23 protein-coding genes are annotated in these 24,490 nt (G+C 68.5%); 12 read left to right on the plus strand and 11 right to left on the minus strand.

What is annotated here, in order from left to right; translation table 11 throughout:
- Nucleotides 1-11 precede the first annotated feature (11 nt).
- The 7 genes from ACNSN4_RS04660 to ACNSN4_RS04690 form a co-directional block, all read right to left on the minus strand.
- Complete coding sequence (locus ACNSN4_RS04660) at nucleotides 12-998, minus strand: ABC transporter permease (RefSeq protein WP_418284615.1); 987 nt, start codon at nucleotides 996-998, stop codon at nucleotides 12-14.
- On the minus strand, nucleotides 995-1,831 hold the full coding sequence (locus ACNSN4_RS04665) for an ABC transporter ATP-binding protein (RefSeq protein WP_418284616.1): 837 nt from the start codon (nucleotides 1,829-1,831) through the stop codon (nucleotides 995-997). Before ACNSN4_RS04665 ends, ACNSN4_RS04660 begins: the two co-directional genes overlap by 4 nt.
- Nucleotides 1,828-3,426 carry a nitrous oxide reductase family maturation protein NosD gene (gene nosD, locus ACNSN4_RS04670; protein ID WP_418284617.1) on the minus strand — a complete coding sequence of 533 codons (1,599 nt, stop codon included), beginning with the start codon at nucleotides 3,424-3,426 and terminating at the stop codon, nucleotides 1,828-1,830. The genes ACNSN4_RS04665 and nosD overlap by 4 nt, the downstream gene beginning before the upstream one ends.
- The gene (locus ACNSN4_RS04675) at nucleotides 3,416-4,213 is read right to left on the minus strand and encodes a hypothetical protein (RefSeq protein WP_418284618.1); all 798 of its coding nucleotides are present in this window, start codon (nucleotides 4,211-4,213) and stop codon (nucleotides 3,416-3,418) included. Before ACNSN4_RS04675 ends, nosD begins: the two co-directional genes overlap by 11 nt.
- Before the next feature lie 4 nt (nucleotides 4,214-4,217).
- Nucleotides 4,218-6,128, minus strand: a complete 1,911-nt coding sequence (nosZ, locus tag ACNSN4_RS04680) for a TAT-dependent nitrous-oxide reductase (RefSeq protein WP_418284619.1) — start codon at nucleotides 6,126-6,128, stop codon at nucleotides 4,218-4,220.
- Entirely contained in the window at nucleotides 6,125-6,487 is a 363-nt protein-coding gene (locus ACNSN4_RS04685) for a BlaI/MecI/CopY family transcriptional regulator (protein ID WP_418284620.1), read from the minus strand. The genes nosZ and ACNSN4_RS04685 overlap by 4 nt, the downstream gene beginning before the upstream one ends.
- Before the next feature lie 90 nt (nucleotides 6,488-6,577).
- Nucleotides 6,578-7,375 carry a helix-turn-helix domain-containing protein gene (locus tag ACNSN4_RS04690; RefSeq protein WP_418284621.1) on the minus strand — a complete coding sequence of 266 codons (798 nt, stop codon included), beginning with the start codon at nucleotides 7,373-7,375 and terminating at the stop codon, nucleotides 6,578-6,580.
- 222 nt (nucleotides 7,376-7,597) lie between these two features.
- Between ACNSN4_RS04690 and ACNSN4_RS04695 the strand changes: the two genes are divergently transcribed.
- Nucleotides 7,598-8,413, plus strand: coding sequence for an aldo/keto reductase (locus ACNSN4_RS04695; RefSeq protein WP_418284622.1), 816 nt, complete (start codon nucleotides 7,598-7,600; stop codon nucleotides 8,411-8,413).
- A gap of 25 nt (nucleotides 8,414-8,438) precedes the next feature.
- Here ACNSN4_RS04695 and ACNSN4_RS04700 read toward each other — a convergent pair whose 3' ends face one another.
- A complete protein-coding gene (locus tag ACNSN4_RS04700; RefSeq protein WP_418284623.1) occupies nucleotides 8,439-9,545 on the minus strand; it encodes a phosphotransferase family protein in 1,107 nt (368 codons plus the stop codon).
- Nucleotides 9,546-9,691: 146 nt separating this feature from the next.
- Between ACNSN4_RS04700 and ACNSN4_RS04705 the strand changes: the two genes are divergently transcribed.
- Complete coding sequence (locus ACNSN4_RS04705) at nucleotides 9,692-11,806, plus strand: hypothetical protein (RefSeq protein ID WP_418284624.1); 2,115 nt, start codon at nucleotides 9,692-9,694, stop codon at nucleotides 11,804-11,806.
- A 58-nt stretch (nucleotides 11,807-11,864) separates the two neighbouring features.
- Here ACNSN4_RS04705 and ACNSN4_RS04710 read toward each other — a convergent pair whose 3' ends face one another.
- Nucleotides 11,865-12,332: a DUF5799 family protein gene (locus ACNSN4_RS04710; RefSeq protein WP_418284625.1), complete on the minus strand. Its 468-nt coding sequence runs from the start codon at nucleotides 12,330-12,332 to the stop codon at nucleotides 11,865-11,867.
- Between the two features lie 90 nt (nucleotides 12,333-12,422).
- Here ACNSN4_RS04710 and ACNSN4_RS04715 point away from each other — a divergent pair, with 90 nt between their 5' ends.
- On the plus strand, nucleotides 12,423-12,830 hold the full coding sequence (locus tag ACNSN4_RS04715) for a halocyanin domain-containing protein (RefSeq protein ID WP_418284626.1): 408 nt from the start codon (nucleotides 12,423-12,425) through the stop codon (nucleotides 12,828-12,830).
- Between the two features lie 4 nt (nucleotides 12,831-12,834).
- Here the strand turns inward: ACNSN4_RS04715 and ACNSN4_RS04720 are convergent, their stop codons facing one another.
- Together ACNSN4_RS04720 and ACNSN4_RS04725 are read right to left on the minus strand one after the other, a co-directional pair.
- Entirely contained in the window at nucleotides 12,835-13,944 is a 1,110-nt protein-coding gene (locus ACNSN4_RS04720; protein WP_418284627.1) for a mandelate racemase/muconate lactonizing enzyme family protein, read from the minus strand.
- On the minus strand, nucleotides 13,945-14,874 hold the full coding sequence (locus ACNSN4_RS04725; RefSeq protein WP_418284628.1) for a 1,4-dihydroxy-2-naphthoate polyprenyltransferase: 930 nt from the start codon (nucleotides 14,872-14,874) through the stop codon (nucleotides 13,945-13,947). It lies immediately after the preceding gene.
- A 190-nt stretch (nucleotides 14,875-15,064) separates the two neighbouring features.
- Between ACNSN4_RS04725 and ACNSN4_RS04730 the strand changes: the two genes are divergently transcribed.
- The 9 genes from ACNSN4_RS04730 to ilvC all read left to right on the plus strand — a co-directional run bounded on the left by ACNSN4_RS04730 (nucleotide 15,065) and on the right by ilvC (nucleotide 24,454).
- Nucleotides 15,065-15,607 (plus strand): carboxymuconolactone decarboxylase family protein, encoded by a 543-nt coding sequence (locus ACNSN4_RS04730; protein ID WP_418284629.1) that lies wholly within the window; start codon nucleotides 15,065-15,067, stop codon nucleotides 15,605-15,607.
- A gap of 99 nt (nucleotides 15,608-15,706) precedes the next feature.
- A complete protein-coding gene (locus ACNSN4_RS04735; RefSeq protein WP_418284630.1) occupies nucleotides 15,707-16,015 on the plus strand; it encodes a DUF7111 family protein in 309 nt (102 codons plus the stop codon).
- A gap of 280 nt (nucleotides 16,016-16,295) precedes the next feature.
- Nucleotides 16,296-17,282: an aliphatic sulfonate ABC transporter substrate-binding protein gene (locus tag ACNSN4_RS04740; RefSeq protein ID WP_418284631.1), complete on the plus strand. Its 987-nt coding sequence runs from the start codon at nucleotides 16,296-16,298 to the stop codon at nucleotides 17,280-17,282.
- Nucleotide 17,283: 1 nt separating this feature from the next.
- A complete protein-coding gene (locus tag ACNSN4_RS04745) occupies nucleotides 17,284-18,096 on the plus strand; it encodes an ABC transporter permease (protein ID WP_418284632.1) in 813 nt (270 codons plus the stop codon).
- On the plus strand, nucleotides 18,080-18,922 hold the full coding sequence (locus ACNSN4_RS04750; protein WP_418284633.1) for an ABC transporter ATP-binding protein: 843 nt from the start codon (nucleotides 18,080-18,082) through the stop codon (nucleotides 18,920-18,922). The genes ACNSN4_RS04745 and ACNSN4_RS04750 overlap by 17 nt, the downstream gene beginning before the upstream one ends.
- 377 nt (nucleotides 18,923-19,299) lie before the next feature.
- Nucleotides 19,300-20,484: a LeuA family protein gene (locus ACNSN4_RS04755; protein ID WP_496923287.1), complete on the plus strand. Its 1,185-nt coding sequence runs from the start codon at nucleotides 19,300-19,302 to the stop codon at nucleotides 20,482-20,484.
- Nucleotides 20,485-20,872: 388 nt separating this feature from the next.
- Nucleotides 20,873-22,672 (plus strand): biosynthetic-type acetolactate synthase large subunit, encoded by a 1,800-nt coding sequence (gene ilvB, locus ACNSN4_RS04760; protein ID WP_418284634.1) that lies wholly within the window; start codon nucleotides 20,873-20,875, stop codon nucleotides 22,670-22,672.
- Nucleotides 22,669-23,364, plus strand: a complete 696-nt coding sequence (gene ilvN, locus ACNSN4_RS04765; protein WP_418284635.1) for an acetolactate synthase small subunit — start codon at nucleotides 22,669-22,671, stop codon at nucleotides 23,362-23,364. The genes ilvB and ilvN overlap by 4 nt, the downstream gene beginning before the upstream one ends.
- 31 nt (nucleotides 23,365-23,395) lie before the next feature.
- Nucleotides 23,396-24,454, plus strand: coding sequence for a ketol-acid reductoisomerase (ilvC, locus tag ACNSN4_RS04770; protein ID WP_418284636.1), 1,059 nt, complete (start codon nucleotides 23,396-23,398; stop codon nucleotides 24,452-24,454).
- Nucleotides 24,455-24,490: the final 36 nt, after the last annotated feature.

The raw sequence follows: 24,490 nt of genomic DNA on the forward strand, positions 1-24,490 counted from the left end.
CGCGGTTCCGGTCAGAGCCGACGGCGGCGGACGAGCCGCGCCGCGGCGGCGACCGGGAGGAGACACCACGCGGTCAACGCGACCGCGAGGGACGCCGTCGAGAGGGCGCTACCGGCGAGCACGGCGGTGAAGCCGCCGGAGGCGGTGGTCCCGAGCCCGCTCAACACGAGCACCCGGAACGCGCCCACCGGATTCGAGAGCACGAGCGCGGAGAGGGCGGCGTCGGGCAGCTCGAACGCGGCGACGACGCCGAGCGAGACCAGGTCGTGGATCAGGACGAACCAGACCCACACGAGCAGCGCCGCGCCGAGCGCGTGCGTCTTCTCGCGAGCGACGGTCGACAGCAGCACCGCGATCGCGAGGAACGCGGCCCCGACGGCGACGGCGCCGACGAGGAAGCCGAGGAACGACGTCCACTCGCCGATGCCGAACTCGCGGACGAGCAGGACGCCGCTGAAGCCGAACCCGAGGACCGTCGCGGCCGCGAGCACCGCCAACCGGCCGAGGTACGTCCCGGCGACGACCTCGCTACGGCGGACGGGCAGCGAGAACACGACCGCGAGCCAGCCCTCCTCCTCGCGGCCGACGACCGCGTCGTACCCGAGCGCGAGCGCCGCGAGCGGGACGAGGTAGGCGGCGAGACTCGTCAGCGACGCCACGACGCGCTCGGCGCCTTCCGGTCCGACCGCGGACCCGCTGAACGTCATCATCATCGCGCCGAAGACGACGAACAGACCGGTCAACGCGAGCGCCCAACGGCTCCGAACCGCGAGCCGGTACTCCGTGGCGGCGACGACGAAGACGTGACGGAACGCACCGCGAACCCCGTCGCCGGTTTCGGTCGCGGTCGAGCGCGAGGTCGACGCGACCGCTCGGGTCTCGCCGTCGCCGCCCGACCCCGCGTCTCCGACGTCGAGCACCGCGGCGTCCGGGTGGCCGCCGTCCGGTCGCGTCTCGGAGGCGTCCGGTCGCGTCTCAGTGGCGTCTCGCTCGCTCATGGCGCCACCTCCTCGCGGTCGGCCGTCGACCCTCTGGCGGGCTCGTCGGTGACCGCCTCGCGGAACACCGCTCGGAGACCGGAAGGCCGGTCGAGCGCGACGGGCGTCCCCTCGGGACCCCGGCTGTCCTCGGCCCCTCGGTCCGTCTCGCCCCCCGCGTCTGTGACGGCTGCCGCGAGGTCCTCGATGGTGCCAGACGCGCGCACTCGGCCGTCGTGGAGCACGGCCGCGCGGTCACAGAGCCGCTCGACCTCGGGGAGGACGTGGGAGCAGAACACCACCGTCGCGTCCGTCTCCGCGGTGATCTCCTCGACGATCGCGTGGAACTCGTCCACGCCGCGGGGGTCGAGCCCCGCCGTCGGCTCGTCCAGGATCAGGACGCGGGGGTCCGGCAGCAGCACCGTCGCCAGTCCGAGCCGCCGTTGCATCCCGTTCGAGTAGCCCGAGACGCGGCGGTCGGCCTCGTCCGGGGTCAGTCCGACCCGCTCGACGGCGCGAGCGATCCGCCCGTCGCTCGGGAGCCCGCGGATCGCCGCGTGGACGCCGAGCACCTCCCGACCGGTGAGCCCGTCGGGGAATCCGACGTGCTCGGGGAGGTAGCCGACCCGCTCGCGGATCCGCCGCCCGTCCTCGGTCACGTCGGTGCCGCCGACGGCGACGGTTCCCGCGTCCGGGCGGTCGTGGCCGACGAGCAGCCTGAACAGGGTCGACTTCCCGGCCCCGTTGGTGCCCAAGATCCCGAACGTCGATCCGCTCGGGATCGTAAGCGAGAGCCCGTCGAGGGCAGTCACGTCTCCGTACGCCTTCCGAACGTCGCTCGCGTCGATTCTCATGATGTGGCCTCCGTGTCGATCGCCGGGTCTCGATCCGCCTCCGTCGACTCCTCGTCGCGGTCCGTCTCCGCGGGTTCTCCCTTCCCGTCCGTCTCCGCCGATTCCGCCGGCTCGTAGGCGCCCCAGTCGTGGTTCGGCTCGGCGAGCGGACGGCGGTCGACGACGCCGGGCGCCTCGATGACCGGGAAGGAGCTCTCGGCCAACCGAACCGCCTCGAACGCCGGGCTGTTCGCGAACACCGCCGCTTGCGGGCTGTCGGCGACGAGGTTCTCGACGAGTCCGACCGGGCGGTGGCGGATCTCGCTCACCCCGTCGCCGTCGCGGTCGGCGATCCGCGCGCCGGACCAGTAGTTGCCGCGGTGGGTGTCGTTCCACTCGACGAGCGAGTTCCGCGGCGTCCGGACCGCGCGGTCGTTACGGACGAAGCTGTTGCCCGCGACGACCTCGCTCTCGCTGTCGGCGGAGCTGTGGACACCGACCGCGTTTCGGTACAGCAGGTTGTCGACGACTCGGTTGTCCTGCGAGTTGTGCATGTACAGCCCGGCGCGGTTCGCGACGAGGTGGTTGCCGGCGATCGTCGAGTCCTCGATGTCCCTCGCGAGGATGCCGTGGCCGCTGGTGTCGTCGCTCCGCAGGGCGGTGTTGTTCCGGACGGTCAGTCCCTCGCTCACCATCAGGGCGTAGCCGACGCCGTTGTCCGCGGCGACGTTGTCGACGAGCTCGTTGTCGTCCGAGTACATGTAGTGGACGCCGTACCGCGTCTGTCGGAACGTGTTGCCCTCGGCGAGCACGTCCGTCGACCACGAGAAGTAGATCCCGTCGCGGGCGTTCGCGACCTCGCTGTCGCGGACGACGGTCCCGCTCGTCTCGAACAGATGGATCCCGTTGCCGCGGTCGGTCACCGGGTACACGTCCTCGCGGCCGTCGACCCGCACGTCCTCGATCACGGCGTCGTCGACCCCGTCGACCCAGATCCCGTACGCCGTGTCGGTTATCCGGACCGTTTCGATCCGAGCGTCCGCGCCGGCGACGAACACGCCCGCGTCCTCGGTGCCGAGGTCGCTTCCGGAGCCGCGGATCCAGACCCCGGAGACGGTGACGTGCTCGCCGCTCACCGTGAGCACGCGACCCTCGCCGCCGCCGTCGATCACGGCGCCGTCCTCGCTCGCGACCAGCCGGAGGTCGTCGACGCTCGCGTTCACGCGCTCGTCGAATCGACCGTCGAGGACGACCGTGTCGCCGGGGTCGGCGGCGTCGATCGCCGCCTGCGCCGACGCGAACGACTCGCCGTCGACGGTCGCCGTTCCGCCGCGTTCGGGCGCGGTTACCGTGGTCGCCGCGACCTCCGTCGCGACGTCGAACCCGGGAGCACCGGAGCCGTTCGACGGGATACCGGTTCCGGCGGCGTCCGCCCCGCCGGCGTCGGCCGTCGGCGAGCCGCCGAGAGCTCCGACCGACCCGATTCCCTCGACCGCACCGGCCCCCGCGCCGGCGAGGACCGGGAGCGCGATCGCGAGCGCGGCGACGACGACGGCGGCCGCGAGGAACTCGTTTTCGAGTCGGAACGCAGACGCGTCGTGTCGGTCACTGAACATGGTCGCCCCCGCCGATCTCCGGGTCTCGATCGGCGCCTCGGTTCGCGTCGGACGCGTCGCCGTCGGTACGATCGCCTCCGTTACCGCGACGTGCGACATACTCGCGGACGTTCCCGGGAAGCGCCGAGGTCAACGCGGGAAGTTCGGTGAGGGACGCGTCGACGTCCCGCGCGAGGTACGCGGCCGCGAGCAGCGTGACCGCGATAACGGTCATGTAGCCGCCCGGGCCGAACCACGCGAATCCGCTGATGTTGGCCACCTCGTAGGGGCCCAAAAGCGGCGGCGTGAACGAGTCGATACCGCGCAGCGGCGCGTCCGGGTCCAGCGAGTGCCCGGCTTGGTGGAGCCGGAACTGGATGAACGCGAACATGCCGACGAAGACCGCTATCGTTCCGGCGAGCTGTGCGGTGAGTCCGGCCTTGAGCTTCCGGACGGTCGGTGCGAACGCGACGAAGACGCCGGTGAGTGCGAGGCCGACGAAGACGACCGGGCCGAGCAGCCACTCGGGCGTCTTGATGGCCCGCTCGTGGACCGCGTAGTTCGGATCGACGTACACCGGGTCGGGGTAGTAGAATCCGGCGTAGCTGTTGAGTCCCTGTACCTCGGCGAAGTCGCCGCCCAGACGCGGGTACGCGTACAGCTCGATGAGCAGCTCTTGACCGGGGTACTGTGGCGCCGTGAGCGTGATCCGCCACATCGGGACCAACAGCGCGCCGACGAGCAGCACCGCGGCCGCCAGCGGAAGCGCGCGCCGGATCTCGGTCAACCGCGCGAGCGACGATCGCATGGGCTTACGCCTCCGGTTCGACGATGAGCCGCGAGCGCATTTCGAGGTGTAGCGCGCTACAGAAGAACGCGCAGTAGATCCAGTAGACGCCCGGATCGTCGGCCTCGAACGTCACCTTGCGGGTCTCCTGTGGAGCGATCTTGACGTTGACGTCGTGCTCGGGGATCGCGACCGAGTGGAGCAGGTCGCTCGTCGTCTCGATGTTCGTCACCTTCATCTCGACGGTGTCGCCCTCTTGTACCGTCATCTCCTGGAAGCCGTAGTGGTTCCGCGTCGAGTACATGTCTATCTCGACGCGGTCGTCGCCGACGCGCTCCATCGTCTCCTCGCCGGAGGCGGTGTACTCCAGATCGAGGTCGTCCGGGTCGTAGACGTCGGCCGGATCGAGCTTCGAGCGGTGACAGATCGACGCGTCGTGCGGCTCGGCGTACGCCGGCGAGTCCTTCACGTGCTGCATCCCGGCCTCGTCGTCGCCGATGTAGATCAGCTGGTCGTTCTCCGGGTGGTGCGGACCGACCGGCAGGAACCGGTCCTTCGAGAGCTTGTTCAGCGAGATGAGCCAGTCGCCGGCGGGGTCTTCCGTGTACGACTCCGCGGCGATCAGGTGGCCGGGGTTGTAGTGGACGTCGATCTTCTCGATGACGGGACTCTCCGACTCCGGCTCGGCCTCGACGGCCGCCTCGATGTCCCACTTGACGACTTGCGAGTCGATGAACAGCGTTGTGTACGCGTGCCCCCGACCGTCGTACGCGGTGTGGAGCGGGCCGAGCCCGAGCTGCGGCCGTCCGACGACCGCGTCGGTCGGGTCGTCGACCTCGTCGATCAGGTCGATGTCGATGACCGACGCGGTCGGATCGAGCTTCCCGCTGGCGATCGCGTACTCGTTGTCGGGCGTCACGCTGACGCCGTGCGGGCTCTTCGGAATCGGGATGTAGTGAACGATCGGGTCGTCGCCCCGGTTGAGCGGGCTGTCCTTCCGGCCGTCGACGACGGGCACGTTGTTGATCTCCTCGTACTCGCCGGACTCGACCGCGGACTCGATCCGCGGGATGTCGAACGCCTTCACGCTGTCCCGGTCCGCACGGGTCATCCCCTGTTCGGTGACGCCGCCCTCGCTGTTGTAGCCGGTCGCGAAGAAGTAGCGACCCTCCTTGCCCCCGTCGCCGTTGTCCATGTTGCCGTCGATGCGCACCTGCCACTCGACGTTCATCGATTCGGGATCGATCGCGGCGAGCACGGACTCGTAGGCGTCCGGGTCGTGGAGGTCGCGGCCGTCGTTCGGCATCGGCACGCGGAACTCGCCGACGCCGAAGATGAGGTCGGTGTCGGGGAGCTGCGCACAGGCGCCGTGAGTCCCCTGTTGGTTCGGGATGTTACAGATCGCGTCCGTCTCGAAGTACTTCAGATCGATCCGGGCCATCCGGCCGTTCGCCTTGTCGTTGACGTACGCGAACCGGCCGTCGTAGTCGCCGTCGGTCTGGCTGAGCCGCGGGTGGTGGGTGTCGCCCCACGTGTAGCCGCCCGCCTCCTCCAGCATCTCACGGCTCTCGTCGTCGTACCCGTATCCGCGGGCGCTCTCGCGGTTGAACACCGGGATCCGCATGATCTCCCGCATCGAGGGGAGGCCGTACACGCGGATGTCGCCAGCGTGACCGCCACTGAGGAACGCGTAGTACTCGTCGTGGTCGCCGGGCGGGACCGAGTGGTCGGGGGCGGCCGAGACGGTTCCGTCGTCGTCGTCGCTGAGCAGGCTAGTACAGCCGGCGAGTCCGCTGAGTCCGCCGACCGCGGCCCCGGCTTTCATGAAGTCCCGCCGACGGAGTCCCGGAAGCAGCGAGTCGAATTCGCCGCCGGATTCGGTCGGCTGTTCGTCTGGATCCTCGTCGCTCGTCGACCGCTGAGTATGTCGTGTCATGGGCGTTTGTCGGTGTCGTCGGTATCGCGGGCAGTTCGGACCCCGAGCCGCTCGACCGCCGCGTCGCCGAGAACGGTCCGGAGCTCGTCGACGAACTCCGGGATCAACCGCCGTCGGGCGGCCTCGACGTCGAATCGGTAGCGGTGACGCGTCGCGCCGCGGTGGCGTTCGGGCTCGCGTTCGACGAGCCCCTTCTCGACGAGTCGGTCGGCGGTTCGTTTGACCGTCGAGTAGGCGACGTCGTCGCCGCGGTCACGGATCGCGTCGAGCAGGTCTCGGGCCGTGAGCGAGTCGTCCGCGCGTCGCAGGACGGCGAGTACGTCGCGTTCTCGCGGTCCGAGCTGTGTCCACTGGGTCATGGGTCTCGGAGCCGAACCGATGGGTTCGACCCCGCTGGTGATCACTACGATACACCCACCCGCGTACCTACCGGCGAACTGTTCGGGGGTTTAAGTACGGTCCCCGTCGCCGAACAGCTGGGAAAAGAGCGCGCTCGTCACCGCGCGGAGGTGCTCGGAGACGGTCGACTTCGCGAGACCGAGTTCGTCGGCGATCGCTTCGGCGGAGGCGCCGTCGCCGTCGAAGTAGCCCATCTCGGCGGCGACCGTCGCGACCTCCGCTTGGCGGTCCGTCACGCCCGCGAGATCGACGGGGACGACGGATGGACGGCCGTCGTCATCGCTTCGGGCGCCGTCACCCCTATCCACGCAGAGCCGACGGAGTTCGACGCTGAGGCCGGACGCCTCGCACTCGTCGACGATCGCCGAGAGCTCGTCGTGGCCGCTCAGCACGAACGAGACGAGGAGCTCGCCGTCCACCATTTCGGTCCGCCGCGGCGACACCGGGAAGTTCGAGAACGCCGCCGGGAGTCCACCGCACGAGCAGCCGCCGCACATCCCGTCGCCGCCGAGTGCCTCGCCGTCGAGTGTCTCACTGCTATCGGGTGATTCGACGCTTGCGGCGCCGGAGGCGTCGAGTGCCGCGGCGTCGGGAGCGCCCACTGCCACTCCGCCGTCGGTCGCGGCTCGATCGCAGACGATCTCGTACCGACCGTGTGCCTGTCCGGCGAATTCCACGAGATCCAGTCCGCTCGGCGGGTCCGAAGGCGGGTCGGCGGCGACGAACTCGACCCGATCGTCACCGGCGTCGACGCGGAGCTCCTCGACCCGGGTGCTCGAAGAGAGCGCGGCGACGGGACAGCCCTCGCAGGCCGACATCACCAGCTCGACGTGGATCCCGTTGCTCATGTCCGACCGTACGCCCTCCCCGATTCAAATAACATGGACCGGTTTCCAGCGGGGTGAAAACACCGTGGTAGGGCCCTGATTCCGGTGCAAACCCGTCCGTCGGCCTCGCAGAGCGCCGCGCACCGCGGAGCGCCGCGCACCGCAGAGAGGCGCGCACCGCGGAATCCTGCGATCCGTTCCGGCTCGCGCGTCCTTTTACCCCTCCGACCGAAACCCCCGAGTATGCCGCCACTCGACCTCGATATCGGCCTCGGTACGTCCGGCCTCGACGACCCCGATGAGTGTACCGACACCGTCGCCGCCGCGCTGGCGGCCGGATACCGCCACGTCGACACCGCACAGATGTACGACAACGAGGCGGCCGTCGGCGAGGGGTTGGCCCGCGTCTTCGCGGATCCGAACCGCGACGTCGACCGCGAGGACGTGGTCGTCGCCACGAAGGTCCACCCGGACAACCTCGCTCCCGACGACGTCCGCGAGACCGCCCGCGAGAGCCTCGACCGGCTCGGGCTCGACCGCGTCGACCTGCTGTACGTCCACTGGCCGATCCGGACGTACGACGCCGCCGAGACCCTGCCGGTCTTCGACGAACTGCGCGAGGCGGGCCTCACCGACCACGTCGGCGTCTCGAATTTCACGCCCGATCTGCTCCGGGAGGCCCGAGAGATCCTCGACTCGCCGATCGCGGCCCATCAGGTCGAGTGTCACCCTCGGTTCCAACAGCCCGAACTGCGCGAGCTCGCGGCCGACTTCGACCATCGCCTCGTCGGCTACTCGCCGCTCGGTCGCGGTGAGATCCTCGACGACCCCGCGCTCGTCGAGATCGCCGAGCGCAACGACACCGCTCCGGCGGTCGTCGCGCTCGCGTGGTCCCTCGCACGCGACGTGGTCCCCATTCCGAAGGCGACCGGCGACCACGTGCGGGAGAACCTCCAGGCGCGCGAGTTCGAGTTGTCCGCGTCCGACCTCGACGCGATCGACGCGCTCGAACCGGGCGACCGGAAGATCGACCCGGACGACGCCGCCTGGAACCGCTGAGCCGGGAGTAATTGCCGGGTGTTCCCTATTCCTCGAACCGCACCGCGTCCAGCCGCGCCTCCAGCTCCGCGTCGGCCCGCGAGACGAGCGACTCCAGCGGCTCGTCGAGGTACGTCGCCCACTGGTCGACGAATCCCGACCGACCGAGCATCCGCACCGCCCGATAGATCGGTCGTCGCTCCTCGAACCCCGGCGGCAGGCCCCCGAAACGATCGCGGTACCCCGCGTACAGCGCCTCGGAGAACCGCTCCGGGCCGGTGCTGTCGAACCCGTTGAGCAGCTGGTCTTCCGCCCGGACGAGGTCGCGGGCGGGGTCGCCGACGTGCGCCAGCTCCCAGTCGATGAACGCGACGCTGTCGCGGTCGTCGTCGTCGTCGCCGATGCTGTCGCCGTCGCCGTCGTCGTCGTCGCCGATGCTGTCGCCGTCGCCGTCGTCGTCGTCGCCCACGGAACCAGCGGCAACAAACAGGTTCGGCTTCGCCACGTCGCCGTGCAGCAGCGCCGCCGGCGCGTCGGTGAGTCGGTCGCGGTTCGCCTCGACGCAGTCGATCACTGCAGTGTAGTGGTCGGCGAGTCGCTCCGAGGTACCGATCTCGCGAGTTCGCTCGATGGTCGACAGCAGCACGTCCGGCCACGGCGCGGAGTCGAGCGCGAGGCCGACGCTCTCGTCGGCGGCGGTCGCTCCGTACCTCCCTGTCTCCGCCCGTTCCAGCCCGAGGATCTCTCCGTGACGTTCGAAGCGCTCGGCGTGCAGCGTCGCGAGCGTCGACCCCACCCGGCGAAGGAGCGCCCGTCGCTCCGCGTCGACGACCTCGTCCCAGACGTCGAGCAGCTCGCGGCCCGGCGCCGGCCCCGTGACGAGGTACGGGACCGTCGCGTCGGGGTCGGCCGCGAGCACCGTCGGAACTCCGATCGGTCGCTCGGCGGCGACGTAGCGCAACACGCCCCGCTCACGGGCGATACGGCTTCCGTCGCCGTCGAGGGCGACCTTACAGAACGCCCGGCTCCCGTCCGCGAAGACGACACCGACCGTCTCGTTGCCGCCGTTCCACGACGGACCGACGTCGGTTATCCGCTCGACCCTGCGGTCGGGAAACGCGTCGCGGAGGGCGGTCGCCACGGGTTCGTTCACGGTACTCACACCGTATCGTTCGGATGTTAAGACTGTTGTCACACCCGCTAACACGGCGCGGTAATATCTGTTTTATATAGGCCGATGATGTCGAACGCGGAGAAACACCGACACCCTCATATCTGTTGCAGATCCATCAGGTTACGTTGATAGACAGTACGCCGGACGGACGAATCCGATTCGAGGTCGATGAGGCGTGTCTCTGCGTCTGCGACGCGCTGGAGGGCGAGAAGCTCCCGCTCTACGCGGACCGCGAAATCGACTCGCAGCCGGCGCTGCCGGAGCTGTTCCCGTTTCCGGTCGACCGCGCGATCAGCTTCGAAACGGAATCTATCTCGATCCCGTCGTACGCCGGCGTCGGGATCCGTTCCGACACCGGTGAGTTCATCGCACAGCTCGACGAGCCGATGGAGCTCCCGCGCGGGTCGTACTGCGTCGATATTAGCGGGGTGACGAAGGTGTACGTCCGCGCGACGGACGTCGCGGTCGAGGCGACGGGGGCGGCCGGTCCCGACCCGGTCGACTTGCAGTTCGACCGACCGACGACGGTGACGGTCGGTGCTCGCTCGCTGCACAGCACCCCTGAGGCGACGATGACCGTTCCGGACGACCCGGGTGCGCTCGCGGAAGCCGTCTCCGTGCTCGGGTCGTCGATCAAGGAGTTCTCCCCGGAGCGTTCGTGGCCCACCCTCCGCGGGTACCCGCCGCGGATCGAGCGAGGCGAGGAGCTGGACGTGCCGAGTCCGCTCGTGCAGCCGGAGACGGGCGTCGAAGTCGTCGTCAGACCCACCTACGAGGACGTGTACCGGCTCTCGACGCTCGCGTACTACCTCGGTGCCCGGATGGTGACCGGCGACGCGCCAGCGGTCCGACTCGACACCGGCTACGTCGAGCGTCTGCCGACCGACGGGATTGCCCTAGAGGAGCGGGCCGAGGAGCTGCTGCGGACGTGGTTCTTCCTCGACACGCTCGCCCGAACGGAAGGGTACGTCCCCTCCGACCGATACGAGTACGAGCAGGTCGGTCCGAAGCTCCCTTTTTACCCGCCGAACCTCGCCGACCTGTCGATGAGCGAGCGACTGATGGAGTACCTCGAAGTCAATCCCGATATCGTGGCTCCGTACGTGCCCGACTGGCCGACCGAAGCGGTTCTCCGCCCGGTTCCGGAGGCCATGGAGCTGCTCCCGCACCTCGCACACGTGCTCGCACCGGTGCGCGTCCGCGGGAGCGCGGAGCCGGCCGATCCCGACGCGCCGGTCGCGGTGGCCACTTCGACTTGGCTCGCCCCCGACGACGGCGCGGACAGCCGGGATCGAGTTCCGAACCCCGACGCGGACCCGCTCCCGCCGGGAACCGCGGTCCTGACGCCGGAGGCGTACGAGAACGGGCTCCGCCGCCCCACCACGGCACGGGGCGACGTCCGCCTCGTCGCCTTAGCCGGCTCCGCGGACCGCGCCGAGGTGATCCGCCGCGCGCTCTCCGAGCCTGCAGTCCCCGACGGAATCGGCTCGTGGGAAGTCCTCGAGCGACCCGACAGCGAGACGGTCTCGAGGGTGCTCTCGGACCCCGACGTCGACCTCGCGTACTGCGGGCTTCCGGTCGACGGTACCGGTGTCGTCGCCGCGGACGGGCGCGTCGACCTCAGCGGACTCGACGACGGACCGACGATGATCGTGTTCGAGGAGACGGATCGGACACGGATCGGGGTTGAGACGGTTCGAAACGGTACGCTCTCTGCTATCTGTAGTGCGGGACAGCTGTCGCCGTGCTCAGTTCGGACGTTGCTCGGAGGGCTCTCGTTTGACCTCTCTGTTTCGTCCGTAGTCTGGCTACTACCCGATAGTGTGGCAGGCGCTATTCGAACGGTCGGAGATCCGAGCACGTCGCTCACTAGTGATCAGGGACTTCCGGTAAAAGTTATTTCCGTACGTTCCGTCAGTCCGGAGTCTCACCAAGTAACCCGAATGACGGGGTTCACGATGACGTACCGCATCGGATCCGAACAGAGTCTGCTAGGGAAGGAATACACCGAAAAAGTGGATCTCATCGGTGATCCTGAAAAAAAGATGATGGCCTTTGACACCGTGTCGCTATTGGAATTCATCGCGGAGCCGGATATAATCCTCAAACTCAACGGAGAGGTGTTCTTCACCACCGACACCCTCACGGAAGAGCGAATACGTGAATCGGCCTGCCGCGCGCTCGCTACAGAGTCAGACACCGAGCCGCCGGATCTCTCTGATCACCCGTGGATCGACTGAATCCGTCGACTTTCGCAGCTCCCACGACCCCCACGACCGTCTTCCCGTTTTCTGAGCGCTACTCCTGATACGCGACGCGCACCTGCTCCCACTTACCGACTTCCACTAAGTGCGCCTGTAGCTCGTCGGCGTACTCTTGGACGAGTCGCTCGGCGGCCTCGAGCTCCTCGTCGTCGACGCCACCGCCTCCGCCGCCTCCACCGCCCAGCCCGAGCGCGTTCTTAATCGAGCCGAGAATACCGCCGCCGGAGCCGCCGGAGCTCCCGCCCTGTTGTGCCGGAGCCCCGCCCATCGCCGCGACCTGCGATCGGACGTTCTCCAGCTCCGGCATGATCGCCGGGAGGCTGGAGGTGTCGGCGACGATCCGGGCCTCCTCCGGGTCGGCGGCGTTCTCGATCTCGAACTCGGTCGCGGTCATGATGAGCCCCCACTCCTGGCTGGAGAACTGAGAGCCCGCCACGCGGTCGTTGAACTGGTTGTCGACGGCCATGCGCTCGCCGACGATCGCGTCTGTCCACTCGCTCATACCCGGTGTTCGACGGTGGCGGATAAAAGCCGTTCCCACCGCCGTGGCATTCGCGAGAGGCTTTATACCGCTCACCGCCACGATCCGAACATGACCGACCGAACGCGGCGCGACGTGCTCGCGGCCGGCGGGGTCGCGGCGACCGTTCTGCTGGCTGGCTGTGGCGACTCCTCCGGACTGCCCGGCGGCGGCCCCGACTCCGAGCCCGTCGACGGAACCGGCGAGGAGACCGTCGACGTGCTCGTCGGTACCGACGGCGGGTTCGCGTACGCGCCCGAACACGTCGTCGTCGACGTCGACACGACCGTCGTCTGGGAGTGGACCGGCGAGGGAGGCGGCCACAACGTGTACGAGGTGAACGAGCGGTTCGAGTCCGAACTCACCGCGGAGGCGGGGTTCGTCTTCGAGCACACGTTCGCGGAGCCGGGGACGTACGAGTACGTCTGTACCCCCCACCAGACGCAGGGGATGGTCGGGATCGTCGAAGTGGTCGAGTGACCGCTCAGTTTCGTAGGCCGTCGAACGCGTCGCCAGCGAGCCCGGGCCCCACCGGGACCGGCGCGCGACCGGCTTCGATCTGACACGGATCGGCTGCGAGGTCCTCGTCGAGGAGCGAGCCGGTCGCGAGTCCGCACGGGCGGATATCGGGCACCGCGGCCGCGACGTGAACCGCCGCGGTCCGCGCGACGACGGCGTCGATCGTCGTGGTGACGACCGGCTCGACGCCCGCGGATTGGGCCTGCAGCGCGGCGGCGAGCGCGCGGTCCGGTCCGCCGAGCGCCATCGGCTTCAGAACCACGACATCGGCGGCGTCGGCGGCGAGAACCTCGTCGAGGCCGCAGACGGCGAGGGATTCGTCGAGCGCGATCGGCGGAGTCCCGTCGGCGAGCTCGCGGAGCGCGGCGGCGCCTTCGATCTCGTCCGCCGAGAGCGGCTGCTCGACGTACGCGAGGTCGAGCGGTGCCAGTCGCGCTACGGCGCGCTCCGCGGTCGCGCGGTCCCACGCGCCGTTCGCGTCCGCCCGGAGCGCGACCTCTGAGCCGACCGCCCGGCGAACGGTCCGAAGACGGGCGATATCGGCGTCGAGGGTCCGCACGCCGACCTTTATTTTGAGACACTCGAACCCCGCGTCGACGGCCTCCGTTGCGGCCCGGGCGGTCGCTCCGGGGTCGCCGTCGCCGATCGTGGCGTTGACCGGGACAGATTCGGCGGGCTCCCGGACATCGTGACGAGCGGCGAGGTGAGCCCCAAGCGAGCGGTCGGCCGCTCGAGCCCTGACACCGTCGAGCGCCAGCGAGAGGCCGTGTCGCGCGGCTGGAGGCAGTTCCGGATCGAGCGCGTCGGCACGCCTCGCTTCGACCGGATCGCCGTCGAGGTCCGACTGGAATTCGCGAAGCGCCGCCTCGCAGGCCGACAGCGACTCGGTCCACCCCGGAAGCGGAGTCGACTCGCCGATCCCCGTCAGCGACGTGTCGCCGCCAGTCCCATCGACATCGGAAGCGATCGAGACGAGAAACCCCTCTCGTCTGCGTATCTCTCCGTTTGCAGTCCCGAGTGGCGTCGCCAAGCCGAGCGAAAATCGACGGAGCTGCACTGCGCTCGTATCGGCCATTTATATGGCGAGCCCGACGGCGAACGCGACGGCGTACGCCGCGAGGAGCTTACCGGTCGATTCGAGCGCCGGGTTCAGCGCGTCGCCAGCGGTCTCGGTGAGCACCGTTCGAGCGACCGCGGCCGCAAGCGGGAGCGTCACGAGCGGGAGGAGGGTCGCGAGCCCGTACCCCCGCGCGAGGAACCAGAACGGCGTGAGGTACGCGAGCGCGAGCAGCGCGAGGTACTCGACACGGGCGAACCGGTAGCCGAACCGGACCGCAAGGGTGCGTTTGCCCGTCTGGGCGTCCTCCTCGCGGTCGCGGACGTTGTTGACGACGAGGATGTTCGTCGACAGCGCGGCGATCGGGAGGCTGGCCACGACGGCCGCGAGGGTGACGGTCCCGGACGGAATCCACAGCGGGAACGCACCGCCGACGAGCGCGGCCGCCTGCACGTAGTACGTGCCGGTGACCGCGACCACGCCGAAGAAGACGAACACGAACAGGTCACCGAGGCCGTGATAGCCGAGGGGGTACGGCCCGCCCGTGTAGGCGATCCCCGCGGCGACGCTCGCGAGTCCGATCACGAGGATGGGGACGCCGCCGACGGAGACGAGGTAGGTCCCGACGAGGATCGCGGCCGCGAACGTGAGCCACATCGCTCGCTTGACCTCGCCGGGCTCGATGAGACCGCTGGCGACGACGCGAGTGAACCCCTCGCGGTCGTCGGTGTCCGCGCCTTGAATGGCGTCGTAGTAGTCGTTCGCGAAGTTCGTTCCGATCTGGATCAGCGCCGCGCCGACGAACGCCGCGAGCGCGGGCAGCGGCGCGAACGCACCGGCCTCGATCGCGAGCCCGACGCCGACGATCACCGGTGCGGCCGCCGCGGGCAGCGTCTGCGGTCGCGCGGCGATCATCCACGCCCGTCGTCGCGACACGTCGACACTCATTACGTCGCGTACGGCCGTGGCGTCCCTTAACCTTACCATCGATCGCGGCCGTCCGGAGTCTCGGTTCCCTCGATTCGGGTTTCCTTCCGGGACGCCGCCTCCGCGACAGCGACTGCGACGGCCCGCGCTGATCCCGGCGAACGCTACCGAGGCACGTATACCTAACCGCAGGGGGAGCGAACGGCCGCCTATGGCTCGTGTACCTTACGTCGACGCGTCGGATGTACCGGACGAGTACGAGGATCTGCTGGAGTCGTCGCTGCAGGGCAAGCCGCTGCACGTCTACCAGTCGATCGGCAACAACCCCGAGGTGCTCGCAGGGCTGCGGTCGTTCCTCGGATCGCTGTGGACCGACAGCGGACTCTCCGACCGTGAGCGAGAGCTCGTGATCCTCGCGAGCGCTCGCGAGGCGGGGAACCGATACGAGTGGCACCAGCACGTGAACATCGCCCGTGGTGTCGGCATCGACGACGACGAGATCGCCGCGGTCGGAACCGGTGACCTCGACCCGCTCAGCGAGGATGAAACCACGCTTATCGAGTACGCGCACGCCGTCATCCGCGGCGAGGTCGACGCGATCGCTCACGACGAGATCGCCGGGGTGTACGACGACGAGACGATCGTCGGGATCGCTGCGGCTGCCCAGGGATACGATGCGCTCGCCGGAGTGATAGACGCGTTCGATCTCGAACTCGAAGCAGGGACCGAGTTCCACGGCTGGGACCCGCGGTAACGCGGGTTCGATCGCAGGGACCACGGGTTCGATCGCAGGGACCACGGGTTCGATCGCAGGGACCGACAGATACGACACGGGTCGGTCCCTGTGATCGGTATGAGCGACGCGAGGGAGAACGAGGCGGCGACGGAATCGGAGACGGAAGCGGAACGGAGCGGAATCGCCGCGCGCTATGAGGAAGCCGACGGCGAGCGACTGCTCACGTTCTCCGCGGACGGCCGCGACGCGACAGTCGCACAGAATATCGACGGCTACGCGATGCTGAAGGTCCGACAGGGGCCGACCGGCGACGAACTGGAGCGCTACTACGGCTTCGACATGGCGCTCGACCACGCCGCGGAGCTGCTCGGCGTCGACGTCGGCGATCTTCCGGTCCCCGACGCCGCGGTCGACATGGGAATGTGAGGGCGCCGGTCGACCGGTCTCATCGCCTGTCGGAATCCGTACCGTCCATCGGAGAAACCAGCAATCGGTTCCGGTATCGGGAACGGAGGCTCAGCGGCTCCATGGCGCCTCCAGTTCCTCCCAGAGCGCTATATCCGCGGTAGCACCCTCGGAGCGCTCGTTTATTCCCTGTGTACATCTCTCACACCGCTAAATCAATTACTGCGAAACATCATAGCCGTCGCTGAATATTCTCCATAGCCATATTCCCTTATCAGTGGGACCGGTACGGGATGGTACGATGGAGCGAAGACAGTTCCTCAGCGGCACCGGCGCGGCGATCGGCGGCTCGTTGCTCGCCGGCTGTGTCGGCGGGAACGGCGGTCGGACGGTGACAGTCGACTACGCCTACTACAACCCCGTCAGTCTCGTGTTGCGCGAGAAGGGGTGGATGGCGGAGGCGTTCGCGGACACCGACGTCGACATCGAGTGGGTGTTGAGCCTCGGCAGTAACCAGGCAAACGAGTACTCGCAGGGCGGGCAGGCGGAGGTCGCTTCGACCGCCGGGGTCGCAGCGCTGATGGCCCGCTCGAACGGCGTCCCGATCACGACGCCGTACATCTACTCGGAGCCCGAGTGGACCGCCCTCGTCGCCTTCGAGGACGGCGGCATCGAAACCGTCTCCGACCTCGAAGGGAAGCAGGTCGCGGCGACGCGCGGCACCGACCCGTACTTCTTCCTCCTGCAGGCGCTCGACGACGCAGGGCTGAGCGAGGAGGACATCGAGGTCGTTCACCTCCAACATCCCGAGGGCCAGTCCTCGTTGGTACAGGAGAACGTCGACGCGTGGGCCGGGCTCGATCCGCACATGGCGGAGCTGGAGTTGGAACACGACGGCGCGGAGCTGTTCTTCCGCGAACCGGCGTACAACACGTACGGGTTCTTGAACTTCCTCGACGAGTTCGTCGCGGACCACCCCGAGGACGCGCGCCGCGTCATCGAGGCGTACGAACGCGGCCGGGAGTGGGCGCTCGCGAATCCCGCGGAGACCGCGGGGATCCTCGCGAGCGAGTCGGACATGTCCGAACCGGTCGCCGAGCGCGTGTTCACCGAGCGGAACGACCTCTCCGAGCCGATTCCCGGCGACGCACATCGCGACCTGCTCGCCGACCTCGCGCCGATCCTCGAGCGCGAGGGGCTCGTCGCGGACGACGCCGACCCGGCAGGCAGCATCGACGACCTCCTCGACGGCTCGTTCGCGTCCGACCTCGTCGCGGGGGGCGAGTGAGATGGCGACCGGGAACGAAGCCGCGAGGGATCGATTCGGGGTCGGCGGCGTCGCACGCGTCTTCCCGGACGCGGACCGGTTCCGCTGGCTGCTCGGACTGGTCGTGCCCGCGACGCTCGTCGTCGTCTGGCATCTGCTCGTCGCGAGCGGCGTCTTCGCCGCCCATCAGCTCCCGGCACCGCTCCGAGTCGTCGGAACCCTCTACGGGATGGGCGTCTCCGGCGAGCTGTGGGGGCACATCGCGATCACGCTGCAGCGGGTGTTCTTCGGCGTCGCGCTCGGCGCGTCCGTGGGGATCGTGCTCGGCACGCTCACCGGCCTCTACGGACTCGCGAGCGACCTGCTCGACCCCCTTCTGCAGAGCCTCAAGAACATTCCGTCGCTCGCGTGGGTGCCGCTGTTCCTGCTGTGGTTCGGGATCGGCGAGGGCGCGAAGGTGCTGCTCATCGCCGTGGGCGCCTTCTTCCCCGTCTATCTCAACCTCTCGACGGGCATCGCCGCGGTGAGCGAGGACCTGATCGAGGTCGCCGAGGTGTACGACCTCGGACGAGTCGAGTCGCTGCGACGCGTCGTGTTCCCCGCTGCGGTGCCGAGCCTGCTCGTGGGGCTTCGCGGCGGCGTCGGCCTCGCGTGGATGTTCGTCGTGGCCGCGGAGCTGATCGCGGCGAGTCAGGGGATCGGCTTCCTGATGAGCGACGGGCGGGTGCTCGCCCGCCCCGACATCATCGTCGGCTCGATCCTGTTGTTCGCCTTCTTCGGGAACCTGTCGGACCTCGCCGTCAAGGGGGTGGAACGACGTGCCGTCGACTGGTGAGAAACTCGAATCCGGCACGAACCGGCACGCGGCCGAGTGCGACGCGAACCGGCACGCGACCGAGTGCGACACGAGCGGAACCGCCTCCGACCCCGCGCTCTCCGTCAGCGGACTCACGAAGCGGTACGGGGACACCGTCGCGCTCGAAGATGTCGACCTCGCGGTCGCGGACGGGGAGTTCGTCGCCGTCGTCGGTCCCTCGGGCTGCGGCAAGTCGACGCTGCTGCGCGTGCTCTCCGGCCTCGAAGCGGAGTTCGAGGGAACGGCCGCGGTCGACGGGCGGGACGTCCGTGAGGGCGGCAGCGACGCGGTGGGGATGGTGTTCCAGGAGCCGCGCCTGCTCGCGTGGGCGGACGTTCGAGAGAACGTCGCCGTCGGGCTTCCGGCCGACGTGGACCCGAGCGACCCCGCGGCGCGCGAGCGGATCGACGACCTGATCGAGACGGTCGGGCTCGGCGGATTCGCGGGGCATCGCCCCGGCGAGCTGTCGGGCGGGATGGCCCAGCGCGTCTCGCTCGCCCGCGGGCTCGCATACGAGCCGGAGGTACTGCTGCTCGACGAGCCGTTCTCCGCGCTCGACCAACTGACGAAACACGAACAGCAGGACAACCTGCTCGACGTTTGGACCGAGCAGGAGACGACGGTCGCGCTCGTCACGCACGACGTCGAGGAGGCGGCGTACCTCGCGGACCGCGTCGTCGTGCTCGGCGGCCAGCCCGGGACCGTCGAGGCCGTGATCGACATCGACGCCGATCGACCCCGAGAGCGGACCGATCCGGACCTGTTGGCGGCTCGCGAGACGATCACGACCGCGCTCGGAGTGTGATCTAGTTGGCTGACTGGTAGAGATCCAGTTGGCTGACTGGTAGAGATCCAGTTGGCTGAGTCGCAGAGGTCCCGCCCAGCGTGGAGCGCTCGCCCGACGTCGGCGGCGCGCGCTGGCCGTGGCCGGAACAAAACGAACGTCGATCCCTCTTATTAATCGGGTTCCGAAACCACATAACCGCCCAGCAGTCAGTGTGTGTATAAGGTGTATAAACACATACAGTCGCGTTGAGGTCATGCGATTTCGATCAATCACGTTCCCGTCATACCGCGAACCCGACTTGTCGTTTTTGTGAACGGCACAAGGGTTAAGTTCTCAACCGTATTGTCGTCAGTCGATGACAGACATCACGGAGGCTTCGTCGGACACCCCGGCGGATCGAGTTCTTCCAGGGCACGATAGCTTCTAACATCGAAATCGGTCCTGTACGGATCTTCGACACGACGTTACGAGACGGAGAACAGTCACCACGGACGTCGTTCAGCTACGACGAGAAACGCCGCATAGCGGCGACGCTGGACGACATGAACACCCACGTCATCGAGGCGGGGTTCCCGGTGAACTCGGACGCGGAGTTCGAGGCCGTGAGCGACATCGCCGCCGCGACGGACACCACCGTCTGCGGGCTCGCCCGGGTCGTCGAGGGCGACATCGACGCCGCGATAGATTCCGGCGTCGAGATGGTCCACGTGTTCGTCTCCACCAGCGACGTACAGCTGGAGGACTCGATGCACGCGACCCGCGAGGAGGCGAAAGAACGCGCGGTCGACGCCGTCAACCAGGTGAAAGACGCAGGCGTCGAGTGCATGTTCTCGCCGATGGACGCCACCCGGACCGATCCCGAGTACCTGATCGACATCGTCGAGGCGGTCTCCGACGCGGGGACCGACTGGATCAACATCCCCGACACCTGCGGCGTCGGGATGCCGACCAGCTTCGGGCAGACGGTGAAAGCCGTCGTCGAGGCGACCGACGCGCGCGTCGACGTCCACACCCACGACGACTTCGGGATGGCCGCCGCGAACGCGATCATGGGCTTCGAGAACGGCGCGGAGCAGGCGCAGGTGTCGGTCAACGGGATCGGCGAGCGCGCCGGCAACGCCGCCTACGAGGAGGTCGTGATGGCGGTCGAGTCGGTGTACGGCGTCGACACCGGGATCGACACGACGCAGATCACCAAGCTGGCCCGGATCGTCGAGGAGGCCTCGGACATCCCGGTACCGGCGAACAAGCCAATCACCGGCCGGAACGCGTTCGCCCACGAGTCGGGCATCCACGCGGCCGGCGTCATCGAGAACGCCGACACGTTCGAGACCGGCGTGATGACCCCGGAGATGGTCGGTGCCGAGCGGGAGTTCGTGCTCGGGAAACACACCGGCACTCACAGCGTGCGCAAGCACCTCGTTGAGGCCGGTTTCGACCCGACCGACAGCGAGGTCCGACGCCTCACCAAACGGGTCAAAGAGTACGGCGCCGGTAAGCGGCAGGTGACCGCAGGCGACGTCGAGCGATTCGCGGAAGAGGCCGGTATCGACCGCGAGGAGGAGGAGGTCCGGATCTGATGGCCGCGTCCCTGTTCGAGGAGCCCGCCGAGCGACCGCCGGCGTCGCGCGAACGAGGTCGGGTATCGCGCCCCCTCTCCGTCCGCACGGGTTTCCGTGCGGGCCGCGCTCCCCGACGGGGAGACCACGCTTCCCGACAGGGATTTATACTGCGCCCACATTGGTCCGACCGAGATGCGACGGCACACCACGCTTTCGTCGACCGCCGACGTCGCCGGAGCCGTCGCGCCGATTATTGTAGGGGTATAACCCCCTACATCACCCCTTCCTCACCGATACGACGCATCGACGAACGCCAGTCGGCGGGCCGCGGTTCGCCCGTCCGCTCGGCGTTCCGAGCGACCGAGTCTCACATCCGCGAGATGCCACACCAAACACCACCACGACAATGAGCGACACAGCAGCACAGCCACGAGAGGACGAAACAGAGGAGCCCACGGAGCGCGCACAGTCGTCCGAGCCGCCGGCCGAAGAACCCGACACGGGATCGGTGTCGACCGGGGCCGACTCGGTCGTCGCCGCGCTCGAGGCGGCCGGTGCCCAGACGGCCTTCGGGGTGCAGGGCGGCGCGATCATGCCCGTCTACGACGCGCTGTACGGCTCGTCGATCACTCACGTCACGATGGCGCACGAACAGGGAGCCGCGCACGCGGCAGACGCCTACGGCGTCGTCGCCGGCGACCCCGGTCTCTGTCTGGCCACGTCCGGACCGGGAGCGACGAACCTCGTCACGGGGATCGCCGACGCCGACATGGACTCCGACGCGATGTTAGCGCTGACCGGGCAGGTGCCGACGGAGTTCGTCGGTAACGACGCGTTCCAAGAGACCGATACGATCGGCGTCACCCGCCCCATCACGAAGCACAACTACTTCGCGGGCGGCGCCGACACGGTCGGCGACACGGTCGGCGAGGCGTTCGAGCTCTCGCGGGCCGGTCGTCCCGGGCCGACGCTCGTCGACCTGCCGAAAGACGTCACTCAGGACGAGACCGACCGCACGCCCGGTCCCGCGTCGCCGCCGCCGGGGAGCGCCCCCGACCCGAACGCCGACGCCGAGGCGGTCCAAGAGGCCGCCCGGGCCATCGAGAACGCGGAGCGCCCGCTGTGTCTGTTCGGCGGCGGCGTGATCAAAGCCGAAGCGAGCGGCGCCGCGCGGACGTTCGCGCGAAACTACGGCGTTCCGGTGACGACCACGATGCCCGGCATCGGTTCGTTCCCCGAGGACGACGAACTGTGTCTCTCGTGGGCCGGGATGCACGGGACCGGCTACGCCAACATGGCGATCACGCACACCGATTGCCTGATCGCGGTCGGCACCCGGTTCGACGACCGGCTCACCGGCGGGATCGACACGTTCGCGCCCGAGGCCGAGGTCGTTCACATCGACATCGATCCGGCGGAGATATCGAAGAACGTCCACGCGGACTACCCGCTCATCGGCGACGCGAAGCGCGTCCTCGATCAACTGACCGCGGCGGTCCGTGAGGCCCCCGACGCCGAGGCGTGGCGCGACCAGTGCGCCGAGTGGAAGGAGACGTATCCGCTCACGTACGCGACGCCGGACGACGAGCCGCTGAAGCCGCAGTTCGTCGTCGAGGCGTTCGACGAGGCGACCGACGACGACACCATCGTGACCACCGGCGTCGGCCAACACCAGATGTGGGCCTCCCAGTTCTGGACGTACTCGGAGCCCCGGACGTGGGTCTCCTCGCACGGGCTCGGGACGATGGGATACGGCGTTCCGGCGGCGATCGGCGCGCGCGTCGCGGCCAACAACATGGGCGAGACGGACCGCGACGTGGTGTGTTTCGACGGTGACGGCTCCTTCCTGATGACGATGCAGGAGCTGTCCGTGGCCGTCCGCGAAGACCTCGATATCACGATCGCCGTGCTCAACAACGAGTACATCGGGATGGTCCGACAGTGGCAGGACGCGTTCTACGAGGGCCGCCACATGGCCTCGGACTACACGTGGATGCCCGAGTTCGACAAGCTCGCCGAGGCGTTCGGCGCTCTGGGCCTCCGCGTCGACGACTACGACGAGGTCGCGCCCGCGGTCGAAGAGGCGCTCGCGTACGACGGTCCCGCCGTGATCGACTTCCACGTCGACCCGGCGGAGAACGTCCTACCGATGGTTCCGAGCGGCGGTGCGAACGGGCAGTTCGCCACCGCGGAGGACCAGCTATGAGCGGCGATTCGTCTGCGTCCGGGTCCGACGGGAGCCCCGTGCCTGACTCTCGACCCCTGCCCGGCGAACAGCCGGCTCCCGAGGAGCGCCCCCATCCAGAGGGACGCCGAAACCTCGAAGGGATCCGGATCGATCCCGTCCTGGAGGCGGAACACGACTCCCGTCGCGCGGTCATCTCCGCGCTGGTGGAGGACGAACCGGGGGTGCTCGCGCGCGTCTCCGGGCTCGTCTCCCGTCGCCAGTTCAACATCGAGAGTCTCACCGTCGGCCCCACGACCGTCGACGGCCACTCGCGGATCACGATGGTCGTCGAGGAGACCGATCCCGGCATCGACCAGATCGAAAAGCAGATGGCGAAGCTGAAGCCCGTCATCTCCGTCGGCGAGGTCGCGGGCAACGCGGTCACCTCGGAGCTCGTCCTCCTCAAGGTGGAGGGCGACGAACCGGCCGAGGTACACGCGATCACGGAGATGTACGACGGTCGGACCGTCGACGCCGGCCCCGAGACGATCACCGTCGAACTCACCGGCGACAAGTCCCGGATCGACAACGCGATCGGCGCCTTCGACCGGTTCGGGATCGTCGAAATCGCGCGGACGGGTCCGACGGCCCTCGCGCGCGGCGACACCCCCACGGCACCTGGAGAGAAACCCGGAACGGCCGGTGAACCGACACCGCACAACAGTAGCTAACGACAGCTACCGACACCCAACTTCACTACACATGACCGAAGACGACACGCAGACGTTCGATTCGACAGTATACTACGACGACGACGCCGACGGCGAGGCGATCGCCCACAAGACCGTGGCGGTCCTCGGCTACGGCTCGCAGGGACACGCCCACGCGCAGAACCTGAACGACAGCGGGGTTGACGTGATCGTCGGCCTCCGCGAGGACAGCTCCTCGTGGGACGCCGCCGAGAGCGACGGGCTCCGCGTCGAGACGCCCGCCGACGCCGTCGCCGAGGCCGACATCGTGAGCGTTCTCGTCCCCGACACGGTCCAGCCGGACGTGTACGAGAACGCCATCGAGCCGAACCTGGAGGCGGGCGACACGCTGCAGTTCGCCCACGGGTTCAACATCCACTACAACCAGATTCAGCCGCCCGAAGACGTCGACGTGACGATGGTCGCGCCGAAGTCGCCGGGACACCTCGTCCGCCGGAACTACGAGAACGACGAGGGGACTCCCGGGCTGCTCGCCGTCTACCAGGACGCCACGGGCGAGGCCCACGAGGAGGGACTCGCGTACGCGGCCGCCATCGGTTGCGCTCGCGCGGGCGTCGTCGAGACGTCCTTCCGCGAGGAGACCGAGACCGACCTCTTCGGCGAGCAGGCCGTCCTCTGTGGCGGCGTCACCTCGCTGATCAAGCAGGGGTACGAGACGCTCGTCGACGCCGGCTACTCGCCGGAGATGGCGTATTTCGAGGTGCTCAACGAGATGAAGCTCATCGTCGACCTGATGTACGAGGACGGGCTCGGCGGTATGTGGGACTCCGTCTCAGACACCGCCGAGTACGGCGGGCTGACGCAGGGGGACGTCGTCGTCGACGAGCACGCCCGCGAGAATATGGAAGCGGTGCTGGAGAAGGTTCAGGACGGAACGTTCGCCCGCGAGTGGATCGTCGAGAACCAGGCGGGCCGCCCGAACTTCGAGCAGCTCCGTACCGCGGAAAAGAACCACGAGATCGAGGCGGTCGGCGAGGAGCTCCGCGGGCTGTTCGCGTGGCAGGACGAGTCGGAAGACGACGAGGAGGAGTCGGCCGAGGTGACGGCCTGATGGGCGCTGACAGCGGGGCGAATCGGGAACGATATG

This window comes from Halorubrum marinum, from assembly GCF_048381195.1.
GTDB lineage: Archaea > Halobacteriota > Halobacteria > Halobacteriales > Haloferacaceae > Halorubrum.

Bases quoted from the DNA above. Each gene is read 5' to 3' on its own strand.
- ACNSN4_RS04720 (WP_418284627.1), bottom strand. From the start codon at position 13,944: ATGGCCGATACGAGCGCAGTGCAGCTCCGTCGATTTTCGCTCGGCTTG.
- ACNSN4_RS04660 (WP_418284615.1), bottom strand. From the start codon at position 998: ATGAGCGAGCGAGACGCCACTGAGACGCGACCGGACGCCTCCGAGACG.
- ACNSN4_RS04730 (WP_418284629.1), top strand. From the start codon at position 15,065: ATGGCTCGTGTACCTTACGTCGACGCGTCGGATGTACCGGACGAGTAC.
- ACNSN4_RS04715 (WP_418284626.1), top strand. From the start codon at position 12,423: ATGACCGACCGAACGCGGCGCGACGTGCTCGCGGCCGGCGGGGTCGCG.
- ilvB (WP_418284634.1), top strand. From the start codon at position 20,873: ATGAGCGACACAGCAGCACAGCCACGAGAGGACGAAACAGAGGAGCCC.
- ACNSN4_RS04710 (WP_418284625.1), bottom strand. From the start codon at position 12,332: ATGAGCGAGTGGACAGACGCGATCGTCGGCGAGCGCATGGCCGTCGAC.
- ACNSN4_RS04735 (WP_418284630.1), top strand. From the start codon at position 15,707: ATGAGCGACGCGAGGGAGAACGAGGCGGCGACGGAATCGGAGACGGAA.
- ACNSN4_RS04685 (WP_418284620.1), bottom strand. From the start codon at position 6,487: ATGACCCAGTGGACACAGCTCGGACCGCGAGAACGCGACGTACTCGCC.
- ACNSN4_RS04690 (WP_418284621.1), bottom strand. From the start codon at position 7,375: ATGAGCAACGGGATCCACGTCGAGCTGGTGATGTCGGCCTGCGAGGGC.
- nosD (WP_418284617.1), bottom strand. From the start codon at position 3,426: ATGTTCAGTGACCGACACGACGCGTCTGCGTTCCGACTCGAAAACGAG.
- ACNSN4_RS04675 (WP_418284618.1), bottom strand. From the start codon at position 4,213: ATGCGATCGTCGCTCGCGCGGTTGACCGAGATCCGGCGCGCGCTTCCG.
- ACNSN4_RS04725 (WP_418284628.1), bottom strand. From the start codon at position 14,874: ATGAGTGTCGACGTGTCGCGACGACGGGCGTGGATGATCGCCGCGCGA.
- ilvN (WP_418284635.1), top strand. From the start codon at position 22,669: ATGAGCGGCGATTCGTCTGCGTCCGGGTCCGACGGGAGCCCCGTGCCT.
- ACNSN4_RS04745 (WP_418284632.1), top strand. From the start codon at position 17,284: ATGGCGACCGGGAACGAAGCCGCGAGGGATCGATTCGGGGTCGGCGGC.
- ilvC (WP_418284636.1), top strand. From the start codon at position 23,396: ATGACCGAAGACGACACGCAGACGTTCGATTCGACAGTATACTACGAC.
- ACNSN4_RS04695 (WP_418284622.1), top strand. From the start codon at position 7,598: ATGCCGCCACTCGACCTCGATATCGGCCTCGGTACGTCCGGCCTCGAC.
- ACNSN4_RS04665 (WP_418284616.1), bottom strand. From the start codon at position 1,831: ATGAGAATCGACGCGAGCGACGTTCGGAAGGCGTACGGAGACGTGACT.
- ACNSN4_RS04740 (WP_418284631.1), top strand. From the start codon at position 16,296: ATGGAGCGAAGACAGTTCCTCAGCGGCACCGGCGCGGCGATCGGCGGC.
- nosZ (WP_418284619.1), bottom strand. From the start codon at position 6,128: ATGACACGACATACTCAGCGGTCGACGAGCGACGAGGATCCAGACGAA.